Genomic DNA, 19,055 nt, shown 5'->3' on the forward strand with positions numbered 1-19,055 from the left:
GGAGTGACACAAATGGAGTTTCTGTTAAAACTATTTAATGATATGATACAAACTACCGGTCTTGTTCATTTAACTTGGGGTAATGTGTTTTTAATATTGGTAGGTATATTCCTCATATACTTAGCTATTGTAAAAAAATATGAGCCATTTTTACTTCTTCCAATAGGTTTTGGCAGTATTGTAGCAAACATACCAGCTACTGATTTATTGGAACCTGGAGGACTTATACACTTTTTTTACTTAGGGGTTGAAAAGGTTATCTATCCTCCCCTTATCTTCCTCGGCGTAGGTGCCATGACGGACTTTGGTCCTATGATTGCGAATCCTAGTTTAATGATTTTAGGTGCTTTTGCCCATATAGGAATATTTATAGCATTAATAGGCGCAAAACTTTTAGGTTTTAGTATATTTGAAGCGGGGGCTATAGGGATTATTGGCGGTGCAGATGGACCAATGGCAATTTACGTAACTCAAAAATTAGCTCCCCACCTTATGGCTCAAATATCTGTCGCTGCGTATTCTTATATGGCGTTAATGCCTTTAATACAACCTCCTATCATGAGGTTACTTACTACAAAAGAGGAAAGGCAAATAATGATGAAACAGATGAGACCCGTTTCAAAAACAGAAAAAATCGCCTTTCCTATTGTAATAACTGTTTTAATAGATTTACTACTTCCTCCAATTGCTCCTCTTATAACAATGTTGATGTTAGGAAATCTTTTAAAAGAGTCGGGAGTTGTAGATAGGCTTGCAAAAACAGTCAGTGGAGAATTTATGAACGTAATTACGATATTATTAGGAGTCTCCATAGGCTCCACCATGAAAGCAGACACTTTTTTGACCATTAAGACATTAGAGATAGTCACCTTAGGGCTTATCGCTTTTATGACAGGAACAGCTGGAGGTGTACTGGGAGCAAAATTTTTAAATAAACTTTCTGGTGGAAAAATAAATCCTCTTGTTGGCTCTGCAGGTATAGCTTCTGTTCCAATAGCTGCGAGAGTGTCCCACTCTGTAGCCATAAAAGAAAATCCTTACAACTTTTTAATAATGCACGCCATGGGGCCAAACCTTGCCGGAGTTTTTGGAACGGCAATAGCAGGTGGAATAATGCTTGTACTATTAGGAGTTCATTAAAACAGCCAAAATGGCTGTTTTTTATTGTATCACAAAGATATATGCAAGAATATTATATTAGTAAATATATAGATTTGGGAGGTTTAAAAATGTACGACTATAATCCTTATGTACAAGATTATGCTTTTCCTCCTCTAAAGCTTGCACAAGCTTATGTACCTTTACAGAAATATGTATCTATTTATCCTCCAGAAGAAGCCATTAAAAAAGGCACTGTTTTTCCTGAACTTGATATGCCTTATGTAGGCGAAAAAATGAGGTGATAAAATGGATGGCAATCAAATATCTTTGCTTAAGAAAATCATGGAAATAGAGTTTACCTGTATAGATTTGAATCTATATTTAGACACCCATCCCGATGACCAAAAAGCCCTTCAAGACTATAACTATTATTCCAACCAATTGTCTATGTTGAAACAACAATATGAACAATTTTACGGGCCCTTGATGGTTTTTGGTCATTCACAAAGTCAATATCCTTGGAAATGGGTAGATGACCCATGGCCTTGGGAAATAGAATATTGAGGAGGACTTTGCTATGTGGGTTTATGAAAAGAAACTGCAATATCCTGCTAAAGTATGCAAACCAGATGTAAAAATGGCAAAATACCTCATCGCCCAATATGGAGGCCCTGATGGAGAATTGGCAGCCGCTTTAAGATATCAAACTCAGCGATTCGTCATGCCTACAGGAAAAGCAAAAGCAGTTTTGACAGACATTGCTACAGAAGAATTAGCACACCTTGAAATAATAGCAACTCTTGTTTTCAAGCTTTTAAAGGGAGTACCAGTAGAAATATTAAAAAGAGAAGGATTAGGGGAATACTATACAGAACATGATAGAGGCCTATTCTATGCAGATACAACAGGAATGTTATGGACCGCCGCCTATATCCAGGCTAAAGGAGATGCAATCGCTGATCTACACGAAGATATGGCAGCCGAAGAAAAAGCAAGAGCAACTTATGAACATTTAATAAATCTCACAGATGACCCTTGTGTAAAAGATACTCTAAGGTTTTTGAGAGAAAGGGAGATTGTACACTTTCAAAGATTTGGAGAAACTTTAGTACAGGTAAGAGAATATATGGAAAGTAAAAAATTCTTTTAAAAAAGTAGATGTATGTCTATTGGCATACATCTACCCATTTTCCTTCTACTATTTTATCAAGGTCTTCGACTTTTATGGTAGCAGCAGCATTTGTATCACCAGCTGCAGGATATACTACCTCATAATTTTTTAAAGACACATCATAATATACTTCAACCGGATTTTTCAGCCCATAAGGACAAACGCCACCAACAGGATGCCCTGTAACTTCTAACACTTCTTCTGGGGATGCCATTTTTGCTTTTGTTTTAAAAGTATCTTTAAATTTTTTATTGTCTATTTTTCTATCCCCTGCTGTTATAATCATAATATATTTATCTTTTAATCTAAAAAGCATAGACTTTGCTATTTCCCCAGGAGTTACCCCTAAAGATTTAGCTGCTTTTTCCACAGTGCTTGTATCTTCAAAAATTTTTATTTTAATATCATATCCTTTCTCTTTAAAAAACTCTTTCACCGCTTCTACTGACACCTCTACACCACCTTTAAATACCACAAGTTTTACATAAAAGAGCATTTTTTAAGAAAAACTTATCAGCAATTTTAACTGCATCTTGAGCCGTTTTTCCGTAATAATCTGCTCCAATCTTATAGGCATATTCCTCAGTCAAAACAGCCCCGCCTACCATTATTTTCACATCAGTATTTGCTTTAAGCAGTTTGATAATTTTCTCCATATTAAACAAAGTTGTCGTCATCAAAGCACTTAGACCTACTAACGGTGCCCCTGTTCGCTTTACTTCCTCTAATATCACTTCTCCTTTTACATCTTTTCCTAAGTCAATTACATCATATCCATAGTTTTCAAGCAAAACTTTTACTATATTTTTTCCTATATCATGTACATCTCCTTCAACTGTAGCAAGTATTATTTTGCCTTTAGATACTGAACCTTTTGGAAGCTTTTCTTTTATTATCTTAAAAGCGCTTTGCACCACTTCTGCAGAGCTCAAAAGTTGTGGCAAGAAATATATGCCTTTTTCATATCTATCTCCCACTTCTTTTAAGGCAGGAATTATTATGTTATCAACTATAGAAAGAGGCTGAACTTCCTCCTCTAAAATATTTTTTACTATATCTTCTACTCCTGACTTTTTGCCTTCTAAAATCTGGATATAGAGTTTTGATTTTAAATCTTCTTCTTGAATTTTTTGTTGTTCTTTCTCTTTGATCTCCTCTTTTTGCTTTTTCCCATATATATTCAGATAATTCACACTGCCTTTATCTTTATTTAGTAAAACCATTGAAGCCCTCAAAGTGTCCATCATGGCTTCATCGCAGGGATTTATAATAGCAGTAGTAAGCCCATAAGATGCTGCCATTGCTAAAAAAGTAGAGTTTATCAACCTTCTTTCAGGTAAACCAAAGGAAACATTGCTAAGTCCCACAACAGTATTTACTCCTAACTCTTCTTTAGCCAATTTTATCGCTTCTAAAGTCTCAATTGCAGCCTCCTGCTCAGAAGAAACCGTCAGCACAATACAATCTATCAATATGTCCTCTTTAGGTATGCCATACTCTTCCGCTTTTTTTATAATTTTTTTCGCATTTTCAATTCTTTCATGCCTATCTTTGGGAAGCCCTTTATCTCCTACAGTAAGTCCTACAACACAAGCTCCGTATTTTTTGACAATAGGAAGCACTTCTTTTAAACTTTCCTCTTTTGCACTTACAGAGTTGATTATGGGTCTACCTCTTAAAATTCTTATAGCTTTTTCTACAGCTTTAATATTAGTGCTATCTATTTGAAGAGGAATGTCTACCACATTTTGTATTTCAGAAACTACTTTAGGAAGTAATTCTTCTTCGTTTACCCCAGGAACTCCCACATTTACATCCAATATTTCCGCTCCGCATTTTTGCTGTTTTATAGCTTCCTCTACTGCTAAACTTACATCTCCCGCCAAAAAAGCCTCACTTAACTTCTTTTTTCCAGTAGGATTTATACATTCCCCTATAACCCTTAAAAGATAATTTTCACCTATGAAAACTGTTTTTGTATTGGAAGCTACAGCTGTAAATTTGTTGACTTTGACTTTTGGCTTTAAATCTTTTACAGCTTTTTTAACAAGTTTTATATAGTGAGGAGTAGTACCGCAGCACCCTCCCACTATAGAAGCGCCTTTTTCAACAAGTAAAGGAAAGAAACTGGCAAACTCTTCTGGTTTTAAGTCGTAAACTGTTTTTCCATCCCTAATCACAGGCATACCTGCATTAGGCTGCGCAATAATAGGTATGCGAGCAACCTGTGAAATTTTTTCAACTACACTTACCATTTTATCGGGACCTGTCGAGCAGTTAACGCCAATGGCATCTAATCCTAACCCTTGTAAACTAACTACTACAGTTATAGGGTCTGACCCCATAAGAGTCCTTCCATCTTCTTGAAAAGTCATTGTACATATAACTTTCATGTTTGAATTCTCTTTAGCAGCAAGAATGGCAGCTTTTGCCTCCAGCATATCTGACATTGTTTCAATTAAAACAATATCTGCTCCCGCTCTTTCTGCAGCTATAACTACTTCTTTAAAAACATCATAAGCTTCGTCAAAAGTCATGTCTCCATAAGGAGTTAAAAGCTCTCCAGTAGGTCCTATAGAAAGTGCCACAGGTTTATCTCTTGCCGCTCTTTTTGCGATTTTGACAGCTTGAGTGACGATATTGAAAACTTCATTTTCCAGTCCATACTTTGCTAATTTTATCCTGTTAGCGCCAAAGGTATTTGTTTCAATTACATCCGCTCCTGCTTCTATATAGGACCTGTGGATATCAAATACTACTTCTGGATGGGTTATATTCATATATTCGGGACACTCTCCAGTTTTTAAACCCCTCTCTTGAAGTTGTGTCCCCATTGCTCCATCAAAAACAATCACTCTATTTGAAAGTTCTTTAAAAATGTCTAACATTTTTAACCTCCATTTAATTCATCTGTACGTTATTTTCTGCAAAATCACAGACTAAATCATCGACTCTTGAAATTATTTCTAACACAACATTTGTACTCCCTAAAGGCATAATGTGAATTCCTGCAACTTCACTGCGTATCCGCTTTATAAACTCTACAGCTATGTTTATTCCCTCTTCTCTTCCTCCATCCTTTAGCCTTTCTAAAACTTTTTCTGGAATATCTATACCTGGCACTTTTTCATTTAAATTGACTGCCATTTTATAGCTTTTAAGAGGTAATATGCCTATCAAAAGTGGTACATTGAAATTTTTAATCTTTTCAATAAACTTAAATAAAATTTCCTCATCATAAACCGGTTGTGTTTGAATAAATTCTGCCCCTGCCTCTATCTTAACTTTAAGCTTCTCTAGTGCTTCATCCCTTAAATCATTTGGATTTGCAGTCGTACCGGCGCAAAATTCTGTTGGGGAATCTAATTTATTTCCATTGTAATCATAACCTCTATTAAAAGCACTGATAATCTTTAAAAGCCCAACAGAATCTACATCATATACCCCTTTAGCCTGAGGAGTATCTCCACGGGAAGGGTCATCTCCTGTCAAGGCTAGTATGTTTCTCACACCTAACGCATAAGCTCCTAAGAGCTCTGACTGAAGGCCTATCAGATTTCTGTCTCTACAGGTCAAATGAAAAATAGCTTCAATGTTTAAGTGGTCTTGTAAAAGGTGAGCGACTGCTATAGGACTCATCCGCATATTCGCCATAGGACAGTCCGTTATATTTAAGGCATCTACAATGCCTTTTAATTTTCTCGCTTCTTCAATAGTTTTCGTTATATCTACCCCTTTTGGCGTAGAAATTTCTGCTGTCACAACAAACTTCCTTTTCTTAAGTTTAGTACACAAATTTTCATTTTTCAACATCTACATCGCCTCCATTTTTAAAAATAAAAAAGTCTCTTCGCCAAAAGAAGAGACACCAAAACTCTCTCATCTTTCAGCGAAACGCTGCTGGAATTGGCACCAAGACGCATATAAAATGCCGGTTGCCGGGTTTCATCGGGCCAGTCCCTCCACCACTCTCGATAAGAGATTTTAAAGTATTAACTTATTAAACTATTTAAGCTATATAATACTATGGTTTTACTCCCCTGTCAATAAAAAATTTTTTATGGTTTCGAATAAAATTAAAAACTTTTTTAATGCTTAAATCCTTTACACATTCATTCTAAAATCTTTCCTTTTGGATCTGTGCAAGCACTTGCATAATAGATTTTTTAATATTATAATATACTTAATACTTGGGAAATGAGGAGGTTTAATATGAGTAATGAAAAATTGCCAAAAGTAGCCTATTTCTGCATGGAATACGGCTTACAATCAGATTTCAAACTATACGCAGGTGGTCTTGGCATTTTAGCAGGAGACCATCTAAAAGCCGCAAAAGAATTAGGTATGCCTTTAGTAGGAATAGGCATACTGTGGAAACAAGGTTATACAGAACAACATATCGGTGAAGACGGATACCCTTATGATGCCTATCGCAATTACACACGTAAGTACGACTTTTTAAAGGACACAGGAGTAAAGGTAAAAGTAAAAATAAGAAACAAAGATGTATACTGCAAAGTATGGTTAGTAAACAGCTTTGACAATGCGCCTTTGTATTTGCTTGACACAGATATACCAGAAAATGGAGATAGATGGATAACAGGTCAGCTTTATGGATGGTTTGGTGAAGAAAGAGTTTCACAGGAAATGGTGTTAGGCATTGGCGGAGTAAGAGCTTTAAGAGCTTTGGGAATTGATGTAGATGTTTATCATTTTAACGAAGGGCATGCAGTATTAGCAGCCATTGAGCTTATAAGAGAAAAAATGGAAAATCAAAATATGAGTTTTGAAGAAGCATGGAAAGCCACAAGGGAAGAAGTAGTATTTACAACCCATACCCCTGTTAAGGAAGGAAACGAATCTCACGATTTAGAACTTCTTATGTATATGGGTGCAAACAATGGCCTTTCAATTGAGCAAATGGCCCAAATTGGTGGCGTTCCTTTTAATATGACAGTCGCAGGTTTGAGACTTTCTCGCATTGCAAACGGTGTCTCAAAACTTCACGGTCAAACTGCAAACAAAATGTGGGAACATGTTGACAACAAGGCTCCTATAATTTCAATAACAAACGGAATTGATAGAAACACTTGGGTAGATAAAAGAATAATAGAAGCCTACAACAAAGGTGAAGGACTTTTAGAAACTCATAATATTTTAAAACAAGAATTAATTGATTTTGTATATCAAAGGACAGGAGTCAAATTAGACGCTGATAAACTTTTGATAGGTTTTTCAAGGAGAGCTGCTCCTTACAAAAGAAGCGACCTTATATTTACAAATGACGAAGTCATAGGTAATTATCTAAGGTCTAAAAAAATACAAATGGTGTTCTCAGGAAAAGGTCATCCACTAGATGATGTGGGTAAAAAAATTGTCACAAAATTAATAGAGATGACAAAGAAATATCCTGAAAGCGTAGTATTCTTAGAAGATTACGACATGACAATAGGAAAAATGCTTACTCGAGGCGCTGATGTGTGGTTAAACAATCCAAGAAGGCCAATGGAGGCCAGTGGTACCTCCGGCATGAAAGCCGCCATGAACGGAGTACTAAATTTAAGCATTTTAGATGGATGGTGGCCAGAAGCTTGTATAGACGGAGTAAATGGCTGGCAATTTGGAGATGGTTTTGAGTCTGACAATATAGAAGAATTAGACAAACACGACCTTGAAGCACTCTACGACGTTCTTTTAAATAAAGTAGTACCCACATACTACAATGATAAAGCAAAATGGGAAAATATGATGAGAGAAAGCATAAGGACGACTTATGAAGCTTTCTCAGCTAATAGAATGTTAAAAGAATACTACGATTTAATGTACACAAAAAAATAAGTCAACCCTTATTTAAAAAGGCCGCGCAATTGCCCGGCCTTTAATTTATTTTCCCAATCTCTTTTCTAACAATTCTTTTTCTTTTTCATATCCTGGTTTTCCTAAAAGTGCAAACATGTTTTTCTTGTAAGCCTCTACCCCTGGTTGGTCAAATGGATTAACCCCATTTATATATCCGCTTATAGCACAAGCCATTTCAAAGAAGTAGACCAGATTGCCAAAATAGTAAGCTGATATTTCAGGGATATTTACTACAAGGTTAGGAACATTCCCATCTGTATGAGCCAATAATGTACCTTCAAAAGCCTTTTTATTGACAAAATCTATAGTTTTTCCTGCTAAAAAGTTAAGCCCATCTATATTGTCCTTGTCTTCATTTATAACTATATCTTTAACAGGTTTTTCAACATTTAAAACTGTTTCAAAAATATTTCTGCTTCCCTCTTGTATAAACTGCCCCATTGAGTGTAAATCTGTCGTAAAATCTACTGAAGCAGGATAAATTCCCTTATTGTCTTTACCTTCACTTTCTCCAAAAAGCTGTTTCCACCATTCAGAGAAATAGTGAAGCTTTGGCTCATAATTTACAAGTATTTCTATAGCTTTGCCTTTTCTGTACAAAATATTTCTCAAAATTGCATACTGCATGCTTATATTTTCATTAAGGTTGTCTTTGGTATAGACTGTTGAAGCATCGTAAGCACCCTGCATCATATCGTCTATGCTAATGCCTGCTACTGCTATTGGTAGAAGGCCTACAGCTGTCAAAACTGAGTATCTTCCTCCAACATCGTCAGGAATCACAAATGTTTCATATCCTTCTTCATCAGCTAATTTTTTTAAAGCTCCTTTCGCTCTATCTGTTGTCACATATATTCTCGATTTAGCCCCTTCTTTTCCATATTTTTTCTCAAGAAAATCTCTAAAAACCCTAAAAGCTATTGCCGATTCTGTGGTAGTACCAGATTTAGAAATCACATTTATTGATACATCTTTGTCCTCTATAAGTTCAAATAAATCACTTAAATATGTAGAGCTTATGCTGTTTCCAGCAAAATAAATCTCCGGCATATTCCTCTTACCTTTTGGCAACAAATTATAGAAGGAATGAGAAAGCATTTCAATTGCCGCTCTTGCCCCTAAATAAGACCCACCTATACCTATAACTACAAGCACATCAGAATCTGATTGAATCTTCTCTGCTGCTTTTTTAATGCGTTCAAACTCTGCCTTATCATAATCTTTGGGAAGACTTACCCATCCTAAAAAGTCATTCCCTTGAGCATTTTTATTAAGCACCATATCAAGAGATAATTTTGCATGCTTTTCCATATATTCAATTTCTTTTTGACTTACAAATTGTAGAGCTTTTGAATAATCAAAACCTATCAATTTCTTCATATGTAAACCTCCATTCCTTATTTACATACTTATTTTATACCATAAATCTATGTTGTTCAAGTTTTTCAAAAGTATGTATAAGTTTACTTAATTAATTTCCATTGTCGGATCCACCTTGTCCTCCCCTATGATTTACCTTATAAATGTAGTAAGCTGTAGCAAATAAAAGCCCTGCGATAATAGGTTCTACATCTACATACGTTCCATTTACATCAAAACCTATTACCTCTCCACCCATTCTTCCAGATATCTTTCCATTGTCAAAAGTCAATTTTACATCAAAACCTATTATATTTCCCCCACACCTTCCATGTATTTCTTTATCGCTAACTCTCAAACTAAGGTCATTGCCATCAATAGCTCCTCCCAATCTCAGAGAGACAAAGTCTTTTCCAATAGCCCCAGAAATACTCCTTCCTATAATAACACCCCCTATCCTCCCTTCAATTGTCCCTATCTCAAAAGAATATTTTATATCAAGGTCTGCTCCCAAAAGTGTTCCTCCAATTCGACCAGCTATTCTCCCATTATCTATACTAGCATGAACATCATAACCGGATATAAAGCCTCCAATTCTTCCTTCAACCTTGCCCATACTTTTACCCTCCTTTTATTCAGCTTTATTTTTACATACCCATAAATTTTTGTCAATCTTTTTGGAATTTTTACTTTATGGGATATAATATAAAGAGGAGGTGCAAAAGTTATGGAGGCATTAGAGGCTTTAAAAAAGAGAAGAAGTATAAGGAAATACATAGATAAACCTATTCCAAAAGAAATATTAGAAGACATAATAGACTGCGCAAGGCTTGCTCCCAGTGGAAATAACGCACAGCCTTGGCATTTCGTCGTTATAACAGACAAAGAAAGACTTAAATTCATAGCAGAAAAAGCTACATATGGGAAATTTATTAAAGATGCAGGAGCTTGTGTCATCGTCTACTGCGATAAAAATAACAGACATCACTTAGAAGATGGTTCAGCAGCAACAGAAAATATATTACTCGCAGCTACTGCCTACGGCATAGGTTCCTGTTGGGTAGCTGGGTATAACAGAACCTATGAAAAAGAAATAAACGAATACCTCAACATTCCTGACAACTTAAGAATGATTTCTATTATATCATTAGGATATCCCGCAGAAGAGCCACAACCAAAATATAAAAAAGCTTTATCTGAAGTTTTACATTGGGAAAAATTTTAAATGAAAGAGGGTTATAATATGTCAAAAGTAGTGGAGAGATTTTTAAAATATGTAAAATATCATACAACATCGGATGAAAACTCAACAACTTATCCCAGCACTGAGGGACAAGTAATATTTGCAAAAGAATTAGCAAATGAGCTTGAAGAAATAGGCCTTAAAGAGGTAAATGTAGATGAAAACGGTTATGTTACGGCTTTACTTCCTTCAAATACTGACAAAAAACTCCCTACAATAGGATTTATAGCTCATATGGACACAAGTCCTGACATGTGCGGCAAAGACGTAAAGCCTCAGATAATAGAAAATTATGATGGCAAAGATATAATCTTAAACAAAGAAAAAAACATAGTATTATCTCCTACTGAATTTCCAGAGCTTAAAAATTACATAGGAAAAACTTTAATCACCACAGACGGAACAACTCTTTTGGGAGCTGATGATAAAGCAGGAATTGCAGAAATAATAACAGCTATGGAATATTTAATAAATCATCCTGAAATAAAGCATGGCAATATAAAAGTAGCCTTCACACCTGATGAAGAAATTGGTAGGGGTGTAGACAAATTTGATGTAAAAAAATTTAATTGTGATTTTGCTTATACTGTAGATGGCGGTGGAATTGGAGAAATAGAATACGAAAATTTCAATGCTGCCAGTGCTAAAATCAAAATTAATGGCAGAAATGTGCATCCTGGAACAGCAAAAGGCAAGATGAAAAACTCCATTTTGATTGGAATAGAACTCCAAAATATGTTACCTGAACATGAAACTCCTGCCCATACTGAAGGATATGAAGGTTTTTATCATTTGAACAATTTTGAAGGCAATGTAGAACAAACTAAAATGTATTATATTATCAGAGATTTTAATAAGCAAACTTTTTTAGATAAAAAAGAATACCTAAAAAGCATTGTAGAAACATTAAATAAAAAATATGGTGAAGGCACACTAGAGCTTGAACTTAAAGACCAGTATTACAATATGAGAGAAATAATTGAAAAGCATATGCACATAGTCGATACAGCATTAGAAGCAATGAAATTAGTAGGAGTGGAACCTAAAATAGTGCCTATAAGAGGAGGCACTGATGGAGCAAGATTAAGCTATATGGGGCTTCCAACACCTAATTTATTCACAGGAGGGCATAATTTTCACGGTAAATATGAATTTATACCGACATATGCAATGGAAAAAGCAGTCGAAGTAATAATAAAAATAATTGAGCTTTACGCAGAAAAATAAGGGATAGCGATGGAGCTATCCCTTTAACAATTCCCTTTTGAAAAACTCTACTGACTCCTCAATCGCCTTTTTCTCCCATTCTAAACTCTTAAAAGTATGGTCTGCATTTTCGATTGTCACTCTTGTAGCGTTATCCCCATAAACCTCTTTTAAGATTCTATCAGAAACTTTATATTCAACCGCTTCATCATTTGTCCCATGAACTATAAGCACTTTTTTATCGTATCCTTTTGACAGCTCAAATATATTTAATTTTGAAATATCCTCAACAAAATCTTTACTCAGTTTATGTCCTCCTATGTCTACAAAGCCCAATTGTTCCATAATAGCTCCGTATTGCTTTACACTTTCGTTCATTATAAGCTCAGGCATATTAAAAGCTGGAGCCCATAGCACCAACGCCTTTATTTCATCTTTATATTCCCTTGCTACAATCCCTGCAATAGCTCCTCCCATACTCAAACCAAGTAGTCCTATTCTCTCAGGGTCAGTCGTAGGTTGCTCTTTCACAAACTTTAAAATTTGTCTTGCATCTTCCAATTCACTGCTAAATGTCATTTCACTAAAGTCCCCATCACTTTCTCCAGAACCATAAAAGTCAAACCTTACACTCCCAATACCTACTTTTTCTAAAGCTCTTGACATCTTCACAAAAATAAAGTGAGACTCTACTTTATTGCCTGTAAAACCGTGAAACATTATTACCATAGGCACTTTACCCTTAACATCATCAGGCAAATGCATCATTCCTCTTAAAGTTTTGCCGTTATATGTAATTTCAACAGCCTTTTGCATAATAACACCTCCAAATATTTCATAATTCAATTATACTACAGTCAAGAAAACTTTTCCACATAGACAGATTTTTTATCTATCAAAAATTGAAGTTTGCCAAACAGCACAAGATTTAACTTCCCTTTCTTTTATTACATCCTCTTCTGTCAATTTGCTACACAACAAAGGAAAATTTACATTGTACTGCTTTGTATTTCTTTTTATAGTACTGATACTACTGTTTGCGTAGCAATAAATACAGCCATGTAGACAAGTATCATAGGCACCAATATCTATACTTTCATCACAACCACAAAACTTCCTTTGATTCTTATCCTTTCCTATATTGAGTTTTTTACCTGAAAGCTCTTCTATTAAAGTTTTATCTATACATCTCGCATGCTCTATACCATATGGCGATAAATCCAATTCTTCTGCACAAGTCTCAAGTTTAATTGTGTGCTCTTTCGCTATTTCATAAAATCTATATGCAATTTCTAACTTCTGTTCCTTGTTTATCTCATAAGCCCCTATTTTTTCTAAAGTCTTGTAAACTTTAGGATAAAGAGTCACAAAACTGATTATACATTTTGATGTATATCCATAAAGTTCAGACATTATTTCCTTAAAGCTTTTTACATGGTATTCTATATCAAATTCGGGAGTTAAAATAATAGGGTCATAACGCCAAATTACCCTCTCTTTCCCTATTTTGCTAGACAGCTTTTTAAAAACTTCAATTATATGTGATTTTTCTGGCACATTCCTCTCTATTCTTTTATCATAGGGATTTAAAGTAAATAAAAAATAATAAGCATAGTCCTCTATCAAATGCAATTTCGTTATCATTTTTTCTGGATTTTTTGTCCAAAACACAATGCCATCTACTGCATCTTTCTTTAAAGAAACTTTACTGACTTGATGAAAATTAAAAGGATTCCTCACCAAAACATAGCCTTCCTCAATTCTTTTAAAAAACCAATCGCTGTAAAAAGCCGGAATATCCGTTCTCCTGCTTGCACTTATTATCATTCAAATTTCTCCTTTCAAAAAAAGAGAAATTGACATGTTCATTTTTACTTTAACATCAATGACAATTCATGTCAATTTCTCCGCTTTTGAATTAACTTTCTTTGTTAAGTTTGTACTCTATTGAATCAACAAGGGCTCTCCAACTGGCCTCAATAATATCTGTAGAAACCCCAATTGTGCTCCATGAATCTTTTCCGTCTGTCGACTCTATTATAACTCTAACTTTAGCAGCAGTTGCAGAATTAGAATCCAAAACCCTCACTTTATAATCTGTCAACCTCATTTCTTTTATCTGTGGGTAAAATCTCTCCAGTACTCTTCTTACAGCATTATCAAGAGCATGTACTGGCCCATCTCCCTCAGCTGCAGCTATCTCCTCTATACTATCGACTTCCACTTTTATAAGTGCTGAAGAATTAACACTATTTACAGAAGGCTCATTTACAATAACTTTAAACTCTTTTAAATTAAATGCTGGTTTATATTTTCCAAGAACCTTTCTTATCAAAAGTTCTAAAGAACCTCCTGCATTTTCATATTGATACCCTAAATACTCCATTTCTTTTAATTTATCTAAAATTAACTTTGTTTCAGGAGAATTCTTTGTAATAGTTGGATCTATTTCATTTATGGCATTTAGCACTGTTCCTCTGCCTGCAACTTCAGAAATCAAAAAGGTCCTACTATTTCCCACTAAAGAAGGGTCAATCAGTTCATAAGAATAAGTATTTTTATTTACAGCATCAGCATGCATCCCCGCTTTGTGGGAAAAAGCATTTTTCCCAACATAAGGCGCCCTTTCATCGTAAGTGACATTTGCAATTTCACTTACAAATCTGGCTAAATGAGTCAATTGTTTTAGATTTTCATCAGGCACACATTTATATCCCATAAGTAATTGCAAATTCGGTATCAAGGTACATAAATTCGCATTGCCACATCTTTCACCATAACCGTTTATTGTACCTTGTACTTGTATTGCCCCTGCTTGTACTGCCATTATAGAATCTGCGACAGCCATTCCGTTATCATTATGACAGTGTATTCCTACTTCTGTATTAAATTTATCCACAACAGTTTTTGTTATTTCATAAACCTCCATAGGAAAAGCTCCGCCTTTTGTATCGCACAAGCATACACTGTCTGCTCCCGCCTCTAATGCTACTTCTAATGTCTTTAAAGCATACTCTGGATTTTGTTTGTAACCATCAAAAAAATGCTCTGCATCAAATATAACTGACTTACCTTTGTCTTTAAAAAACTTTACTGTATCATAAATCATTTTTAAGTTTTCTTCTAAAGTAGTTTTCAAAATTTCTATAACTTGAAAATCCCATGACTTGCCAAAGATAGTTACTACCTCTGTGCCAGCATTTAAGAGTGAAATTACATTAGCATCTTCTTCGGTAGTTGTATTTGCTCTTCTTGTGCTACCAAAAGCAATTAATTTAGCATTTTTTAATTTAATATTCTTAACTTTTTCAAAAAATTCAATATCTTTAGGATTAGACCCAGGATTACCTGCCTCAATATAGGCCACACCAAACTCATCAAGCGCTTTAACTATTTTTAATTTATCTTCCACAGTAAAAGATATACCTTGTCCTTGAACTCCGTCTCTTAATGTTGTATCGTATATGCGTAGGTTCTTCACAATGCATCCCCCTTTATACCTTTTCTATGTATAGTACATATTTTATCAAATTGAACTGATAAAGTGAAGAAAATTTATTTTTAATTCTTAAAATAAAATAATAAAGCTTCCTGACCGACTAAATTCAGGAAGCTTTACATTTCTGCTGCTAAATTAATCCCTTTTCTTTTAGAAATTCTTTTGCCACCTTTGCTGCATCTTGCCCTTCACCATCGACCTTGTAATTAAGTTTTTGCATTTCTTCATCAGAAATTTGATTTGCCAATTTGTTGAGAACATCTTTTAATTCCGGGTGTTTGTCTAACACATCTTGCCTAATAATTGGTACAGCATAATAAGGTGGGAAAAAGTGTTTATCGTCTTCTAGTATTTTTAGTTTATGAGATACTAGCAATCCATCAGTAGAAAAAGCATCAATAACCTGAACTTCATTATTATCTATCGCTGTATATCTTATACCCGAATCCATAGATTTTGCATCTTTAAACTTAAAATTATACACTTTTTGTAGACCAGGATAGCCATCAGGCCTTTCCAAAAATTCCATTGTAGCTCCCAGGATTAACTTATCGCTAATTTTAGCTAAATCTGAAAAAGTCTTTAAATTATATTGCTTTGCCAATTCATCCTTTACAGCTAAAGTATAGGTATTATTGAATCCAAGTGGCTTCAACCATACTATATTCCATTTGTCTTTATATTCTTTCTTCACTGTTTCATAAGCTTTTTCTGGATCAGTAGTAGGTTTCATCCCTAATATGTCCACCAAACCTGTCCCTGTATATTCAACATAAATATCTATTCCGTTATTCGCACCTCCCCTTTTTATCGCCTCAAAGTTTACATTTGTACCGCCAAGGTTTAGTTTTCGCTCTACTTTGAGGTTAGTATGTGCTTCAATCATGTCGGCAACCATATTAGCTACGATAATTTGCTCTGTAAAATTTTTTGATCCTACAACTACAGTATCATTTGCATTCCTTTGAGAACTGCCAATACCGCAAGATGCCATGAAAGTAACAGCTAAAATAAAAACCAAACTTAATAGCAAAATTCTTTTCATTTAAAATCTCCTCCTTTTTCTATTTTATTCCCTTTGGAGTTACTATTTTTTCTACTAAAAGTAAAATATAGTCTATCAATAGTGCCAAAATCATTGCTGGTATTGCACCTGCTAGTATCATCTGGTTATTCACCATAGATATCCCCCTGTAAATCAATTGACCTAAACCACCGGCTCCAATCAACGCCGCCAAAGTAGTAAATCCAACGGCTGTCACAGCTGCTATTCGAATACCTGCCATTATAACAGGTAAAGCCAATGGCAGTTGCACCATCCTCATTAATTGTATCTCCGTCATTCCCATACCTTTACCTGCTTCGAGAATAGCTTTATCTATATTGACAAGACCGGTATAGGTATTTTTTATAATTGGTAGTAGTGTATACATAACTATCATAACTATTGAAGGAGTTGAACCTATACCTAAAAAAGGCACCAAAAATCCCAACAAAGCTAAACTTGGAATTGCTTGTACAGCATTGGCTAATCCAATGACAAATGAAGAAGTTGAAGGAAATTTTGCAATCAAGATACCTAATGGTACTCCTATAGCTATAGCTATAATCAGAGCCATAACAGATAATTGAATATGCTGAGTTGTTAAAATTAAAATATCGTCAGCTCTATCTTTCATAAAATTTATATATTCTGCCAACACTATTTAAAAGTCCTCCTTCCTATTCTGCATAATTTGCACCTAAATAATTTACCAGGGCACTTCGCGTGATCAAGCCTTGGAGCAAATTATTTTCATTCACTACTGGTACATAACCTATATTTTTTTGCGCCATTAATTTAAGAACATCTAAAATTGAATCATCAGGTTTGACTGTATAAACATTTCGAGTATAAATCTCTTCTATCCGTTTTGCAGTGTTTTTATTAGCCCTTATATCCTCCGCTGTTACTATGCCTAAAAGTTGATTTTCTTTATTAACCACTAAAATACTGTCAACACCACTATTACTCATAATTTCTATCGCTTGTGCAAGAGTTCTGGAAGGAAGAGCCTTTATTGGATTGGTAATCATAATATCTTTTGCTAAAACATGCTCTGGTTGTATCCACATTCGTTTTTTCCCTATAAAATTCTCCACAAATTCATCTGCTGGATTTTTCAATATTTCTTCGGGAGTATCAAATTGCACTACTTTTCCATCTTTCATTATACAGATCCTGTCACCTAATTTTAACGCCTCATCCATGTCGTGAGTTACAAATACAATGGTCTTTTGCAACTTTTGCTGCAATTCAAAAAGTTCTTCTTGTAACTGAGACCTTGTAATAGGGTCCAGGGCACTAAAAGGTTCATCCATTAAAATGATGTCTGGATCTGCAGCCAAAGCCCGTGCAACTCCTATCCTCTGTTGTTGCCCACCAGATAATTCTTTTGGATATCTGTTCATATACTCTTCTGGAGGCATTCCTACAAGATGCATTAATTCCTTTACTCTTTCAATTCTCTTCTTTTTTGGCCAATTTTTAAGCAAAGGAACTAATTCTATATTCTGTTCTACTGTCATGTGTGGAAGTAAACCAATTTGCTGAATCACGTATCCAATATTCCTGCGAAGTTGGATTGGGTCTATCTGAGAAATGTCTTGTCCGTTTATATATATTTTGCCAGAGGTTGGTTCAATTAAGCGATTTATCATTTTCAACGAAGTGGTTTTCCCACAACCACTCGGTCCTATCAAAACCACCAATTCATTATCTTTTATTTCTAAATTTATTCCTTTTAATATTTCAGTTTCTCCATATGTTTTTACTATATTTTCAAATCTTATCAATGCTACCACGCCTCCTTTCTAAGTGACAACCTATATTATATAATAAAGTTGTCAGTATGTCAATAAAAGGGATTACAAAAAATAACCTAGCAACTAATGTTGTTGCTAGGGAAAACTAATAACAGTATAGTTATCGACTAGAGATATACTTTTTTTGAAAGCCTCCTTACTTCCTACAAGAACTAAATAATCTCCACCTTTAATTTGCTCATTGGGACCAGGAGAAATAATTACCTCTTCTCCTCTCCTTATAGCTATTACGGTAGCACCTGTAACATCCCAAAATTTTAACTCAGCCAAAGTCTTACCTACAGCAGTGCTTTTCTCATTGACGCGAATTTCAACAGGATTAAAGTCACTAATATTTTTTAATCTATTAGCGTATTCTATAAATTTTAGTAAAATAGTTTCCATCCTTTCATCAAGTTTTTTTCTTTCTTCAGCGATTTTAACCAATTCATTTTTTAAGACCTCTAAGGTTTGTTTTTCATTAAATTGATTTATATATCTTTGTGCCGCTTCTTTCGATTTAACAATTACTCCTTTACCTTGTTCTGAAACAACTACTCCCATGTCTTGTAAAAGGGAAATAGCACGCCGTATTGTCTCAGGTGAAACTTTGTAAAGTCCTGCAAGATTTGACCTGCCGTACAATCTCTCATCCTCATTAAACTCGCCCTCTACAATTCTTTTAGCAATATCAAAAGCAATGTACTCATATCTAGGCCTTACGATTTCAGACATAAAAATGTGCCTCCATCTCATCTCTTAAAAATTATAGT

At 34.8% G+C, this 19,055-nt stretch carries 19 protein-coding genes and 1 riboswitch; of the genes, 7 read left to right on the forward strand and 12 right to left on the reverse strand.

Translation table 11 applies throughout. The annotated features are described in order from the left end of the window. Positions 1 to 12 precede the first annotated feature (12 nt). The 4 genes from THEWI_RS08775 to THEWI_RS08785 all read left to right on the forward strand — a co-directional run bounded on the left by THEWI_RS08775 (position 13) and on the right by THEWI_RS08785 (position 2,251). Positions 13 to 1,140: a sodium ion-translocating decarboxylase subunit beta gene (locus THEWI_RS08775; RefSeq protein ID WP_014063138.1), complete on the forward strand. Its 1,128-nt coding sequence runs from the start codon at positions 13 to 15 to the stop codon at positions 1,138 to 1,140. An 89-nt stretch (positions 1,141 to 1,229) separates the two neighbouring features. Further along, entirely contained in the window at positions 1,230 to 1,403 is a 174-nt protein-coding gene (locus tag THEWI_RS13925) for a spore coat associated protein CotJA (protein ID WP_014063139.1), read from the forward strand. 4 nt (positions 1,404 to 1,407) lie between these two features. Further along, positions 1,408 to 1,665 carry a spore coat protein CotJB gene (locus THEWI_RS08780; protein WP_003868342.1) on the forward strand — a complete coding sequence of 86 codons (258 nt, stop codon included), beginning with the start codon at positions 1,408 to 1,410 and terminating at the stop codon, positions 1,663 to 1,665. A gap of 13 nt (positions 1,666 to 1,678) precedes the next feature. Then, the gene (locus tag THEWI_RS08785) at positions 1,679 to 2,251 is read left to right on the forward strand and encodes a manganese catalase family protein (protein WP_003868341.1); all 573 of its coding nucleotides are present in this window, start codon (positions 1,679 to 1,681) and stop codon (positions 2,249 to 2,251) included. A 16-nt stretch (positions 2,252 to 2,267) separates the two neighbouring features. Here THEWI_RS08785 and THEWI_RS08790 read toward each other — a convergent pair whose 3' ends face one another. From THEWI_RS08790 to THEWI_RS08800, 3 genes are read right to left on the reverse strand one after another with little or no spacing between them, the layout of a single operon-like run. Beyond that, positions 2,268 to 2,768 (reverse strand): YbaK/EbsC family protein, encoded by a 501-nt coding sequence (locus THEWI_RS08790; RefSeq protein ID WP_006569951.1) that lies wholly within the window; start codon positions 2,766 to 2,768, stop codon positions 2,268 to 2,270. Next, positions 2,737 to 5,160, reverse strand: a complete 2,424-nt coding sequence (locus THEWI_RS08795; RefSeq protein WP_014063140.1) for a homocysteine S-methyltransferase family protein — start codon at positions 5,158 to 5,160, stop codon at positions 2,737 to 2,739. Before THEWI_RS08795 ends, THEWI_RS08790 begins: the two co-directional genes overlap by 32 nt. A 13-nt stretch (positions 5,161 to 5,173) precedes the next feature. Continuing rightward, positions 5,174 to 6,085, reverse strand: a complete 912-nt coding sequence (locus THEWI_RS08800) for a methylenetetrahydrofolate reductase (RefSeq protein ID WP_006569949.1) — start codon at positions 6,083 to 6,085, stop codon at positions 5,174 to 5,176. 63 nt (positions 6,086 to 6,148) lie between these two features. After that, positions 6,149 to 6,253, reverse strand: a riboswitch (SAM riboswitch). 231 nt (positions 6,254 to 6,484) lie between these two features. Between THEWI_RS08800 and glgP the strand changes: the two genes are divergently transcribed. Next, complete coding sequence (gene glgP / locus THEWI_RS08805) at positions 6,485 to 8,110, forward strand: alpha-glucan family phosphorylase (protein WP_014063141.1); 1,626 nt, start codon at positions 6,485 to 6,487, stop codon at positions 8,108 to 8,110. A gap of 45 nt (positions 8,111 to 8,155) precedes the next feature. Here glgP and THEWI_RS08810 read toward each other — a convergent pair whose 3' ends face one another. Together THEWI_RS08810 and THEWI_RS08815 are read right to left on the reverse strand one after the other, a co-directional pair. Beyond that, complete coding sequence (locus tag THEWI_RS08810) at positions 8,156 to 9,511, reverse strand: glucose-6-phosphate isomerase (RefSeq protein WP_014063142.1); 1,356 nt, start codon at positions 9,509 to 9,511, stop codon at positions 8,156 to 8,158. 91 nt (positions 9,512 to 9,602) lie between these two features. Beyond that, on the reverse strand, positions 9,603 to 10,106 hold the full coding sequence (locus THEWI_RS08815) for a hypothetical protein (protein WP_014063143.1): 504 nt from the start codon (positions 10,104 to 10,106) through the stop codon (positions 9,603 to 9,605). Between the two features lie 111 nt (positions 10,107 to 10,217). Here THEWI_RS08815 and THEWI_RS08820 point away from each other — a divergent pair, with 111 nt between their 5' ends. Continuing rightward, positions 10,218 to 10,715 carry a nitroreductase family protein gene (locus THEWI_RS08820; protein WP_004401536.1) on the forward strand — a complete coding sequence of 166 codons (498 nt, stop codon included), beginning with the start codon at positions 10,218 to 10,220 and terminating at the stop codon, positions 10,713 to 10,715. A gap of 18 nt (positions 10,716 to 10,733) precedes the next feature. After that, entirely contained in the window at positions 10,734 to 11,960 is a 1,227-nt protein-coding gene (gene pepT / locus THEWI_RS08825; RefSeq protein ID WP_004401542.1) for a peptidase T, read from the forward strand. 15 nt (positions 11,961 to 11,975) lie between these two features. Here the strand turns inward: pepT and THEWI_RS08830 are convergent, their stop codons facing one another. The 7 genes from THEWI_RS08830 to THEWI_RS08860 form a co-directional block, all read right to left on the reverse strand. Then, complete coding sequence (locus THEWI_RS08830; protein WP_014063144.1) at positions 11,976 to 12,755, reverse strand: alpha/beta hydrolase family protein; 780 nt, start codon at positions 12,753 to 12,755, stop codon at positions 11,976 to 11,978. A gap of 72 nt (positions 12,756 to 12,827) precedes the next feature. Beyond that, a complete protein-coding gene (locus tag THEWI_RS08835) occupies positions 12,828 to 13,766 on the reverse strand; it encodes a DUF1848 domain-containing protein (protein ID WP_014063145.1) in 939 nt (312 codons plus the stop codon). A gap of 91 nt (positions 13,767 to 13,857) precedes the next feature. Beyond that, positions 13,858 to 15,420, reverse strand: coding sequence for a citramalate synthase (cimA, locus tag THEWI_RS08840; protein ID WP_014063146.1), 1,563 nt, complete (start codon positions 15,418 to 15,420; stop codon positions 13,858 to 13,860). A 148-nt stretch (positions 15,421 to 15,568) separates the two neighbouring features. Next, positions 15,569 to 16,483 carry an ABC transporter substrate-binding protein gene (locus THEWI_RS08845; protein ID WP_014063147.1) on the reverse strand — a complete coding sequence of 305 codons (915 nt, stop codon included), beginning with the start codon at positions 16,481 to 16,483 and terminating at the stop codon, positions 15,569 to 15,571. 19 nt (positions 16,484 to 16,502) lie between these two features. Then, positions 16,503 to 17,141, reverse strand: coding sequence for an ABC transporter permease (locus THEWI_RS08850; protein WP_012995600.1), 639 nt, complete (start codon positions 17,139 to 17,141; stop codon positions 16,503 to 16,505). Positions 17,142 to 17,160: 19 nt separating this feature from the next. Beyond that, positions 17,161 to 18,282 carry a betaine/proline/choline family ABC transporter ATP-binding protein gene (locus THEWI_RS08855; protein ID WP_279625590.1) on the reverse strand — a complete coding sequence of 374 codons (1,122 nt, stop codon included), beginning with the start codon at positions 18,280 to 18,282 and terminating at the stop codon, positions 17,161 to 17,163. Positions 18,283 to 18,378: 96 nt separating this feature from the next. After that, positions 18,379 to 19,017 carry a GntR family transcriptional regulator gene (locus THEWI_RS08860; protein ID WP_014063149.1) on the reverse strand — a complete coding sequence of 213 codons (639 nt, stop codon included), beginning with the start codon at positions 19,015 to 19,017 and terminating at the stop codon, positions 18,379 to 18,381. Positions 19,018 to 19,055: the final 38 nt, after the last annotated feature.

The organism is Thermoanaerobacter wiegelii Rt8.B1 (assembly GCF_000147695.2).
Taxonomy (GTDB): Bacteria; Bacillota; Thermoanaerobacteria; order Thermoanaerobacterales; family Thermoanaerobacteraceae; genus Thermoanaerobacter; species Thermoanaerobacter ethanolicus.

Coding starts and splice junctions, on each gene's coding strand:
- THEWI_RS08815 (WP_014063143.1), bottom strand. CDS start 10,106: ATGGGCAAGGTTGAAGGAAGAATTGGAGGCTTTATATCCGGTTATGAT.
- glgP (WP_014063141.1), top strand. CDS start 6,485: ATGAGTAATGAAAAATTGCCAAAAGTAGCCTATTTCTGCATGGAATAC.
- THEWI_RS08820 (WP_004401536.1), top strand. CDS start 10,218: ATGGAGGCATTAGAGGCTTTAAAAAAGAGAAGAAGTATAAGGAAATAC.
- THEWI_RS08835 (WP_014063145.1), bottom strand. CDS start 13,766: ATGATAATAAGTGCAAGCAGGAGAACGGATATTCCGGCTTTTTACAGC.
- pepT (WP_004401542.1), top strand. CDS start 10,734: ATGTCAAAAGTAGTGGAGAGATTTTTAAAATATGTAAAATATCATACA.
- THEWI_RS08780 (WP_003868342.1), top strand. CDS start 1,408: ATGGATGGCAATCAAATATCTTTGCTTAAGAAAATCATGGAAATAGAG.
- THEWI_RS08810 (WP_014063142.1), bottom strand. CDS start 9,511: ATGAAGAAATTGATAGGTTTTGATTATTCAAAAGCTCTACAATTTGTA.
- THEWI_RS08775 (WP_014063138.1), top strand. CDS start 13: ATGGAGTTTCTGTTAAAACTATTTAATGATATGATACAAACTACCGGT.
- THEWI_RS08860 (WP_014063149.1), bottom strand. CDS start 19,017: ATGTCTGAAATCGTAAGGCCTAGATATGAGTACATTGCTTTTGATATT.
- THEWI_RS08790 (WP_006569951.1), bottom strand. CDS start 2,768: ATGCTCTTTTATGTAAAACTTGTGGTATTTAAAGGTGGTGTAGAGGTG.
- THEWI_RS08795 (WP_014063140.1), bottom strand. CDS start 5,160: ATGTTAGACATTTTTAAAGAACTTTCAAATAGAGTGATTGTTTTTGAT.
- THEWI_RS08845 (WP_014063147.1), bottom strand. CDS start 16,483: ATGAAAAGAATTTTGCTATTAAGTTTGGTTTTTATTTTAGCTGTTACT.
- THEWI_RS13925 (WP_014063139.1), top strand. CDS start 1,230: ATGTACGACTATAATCCTTATGTACAAGATTATGCTTTTCCTCCTCTA.
- THEWI_RS08830 (WP_014063144.1), bottom strand. CDS start 12,755: ATGCAAAAGGCTGTTGAAATTACATATAACGGCAAAACTTTAAGAGGA.
- THEWI_RS08785 (WP_003868341.1), top strand. CDS start 1,679: ATGTGGGTTTATGAAAAGAAACTGCAATATCCTGCTAAAGTATGCAAA.
- THEWI_RS08800 (WP_006569949.1), bottom strand. CDS start 6,085: ATGTTGAAAAATGAAAATTTGTGTACTAAACTTAAGAAAAGGAAGTTT.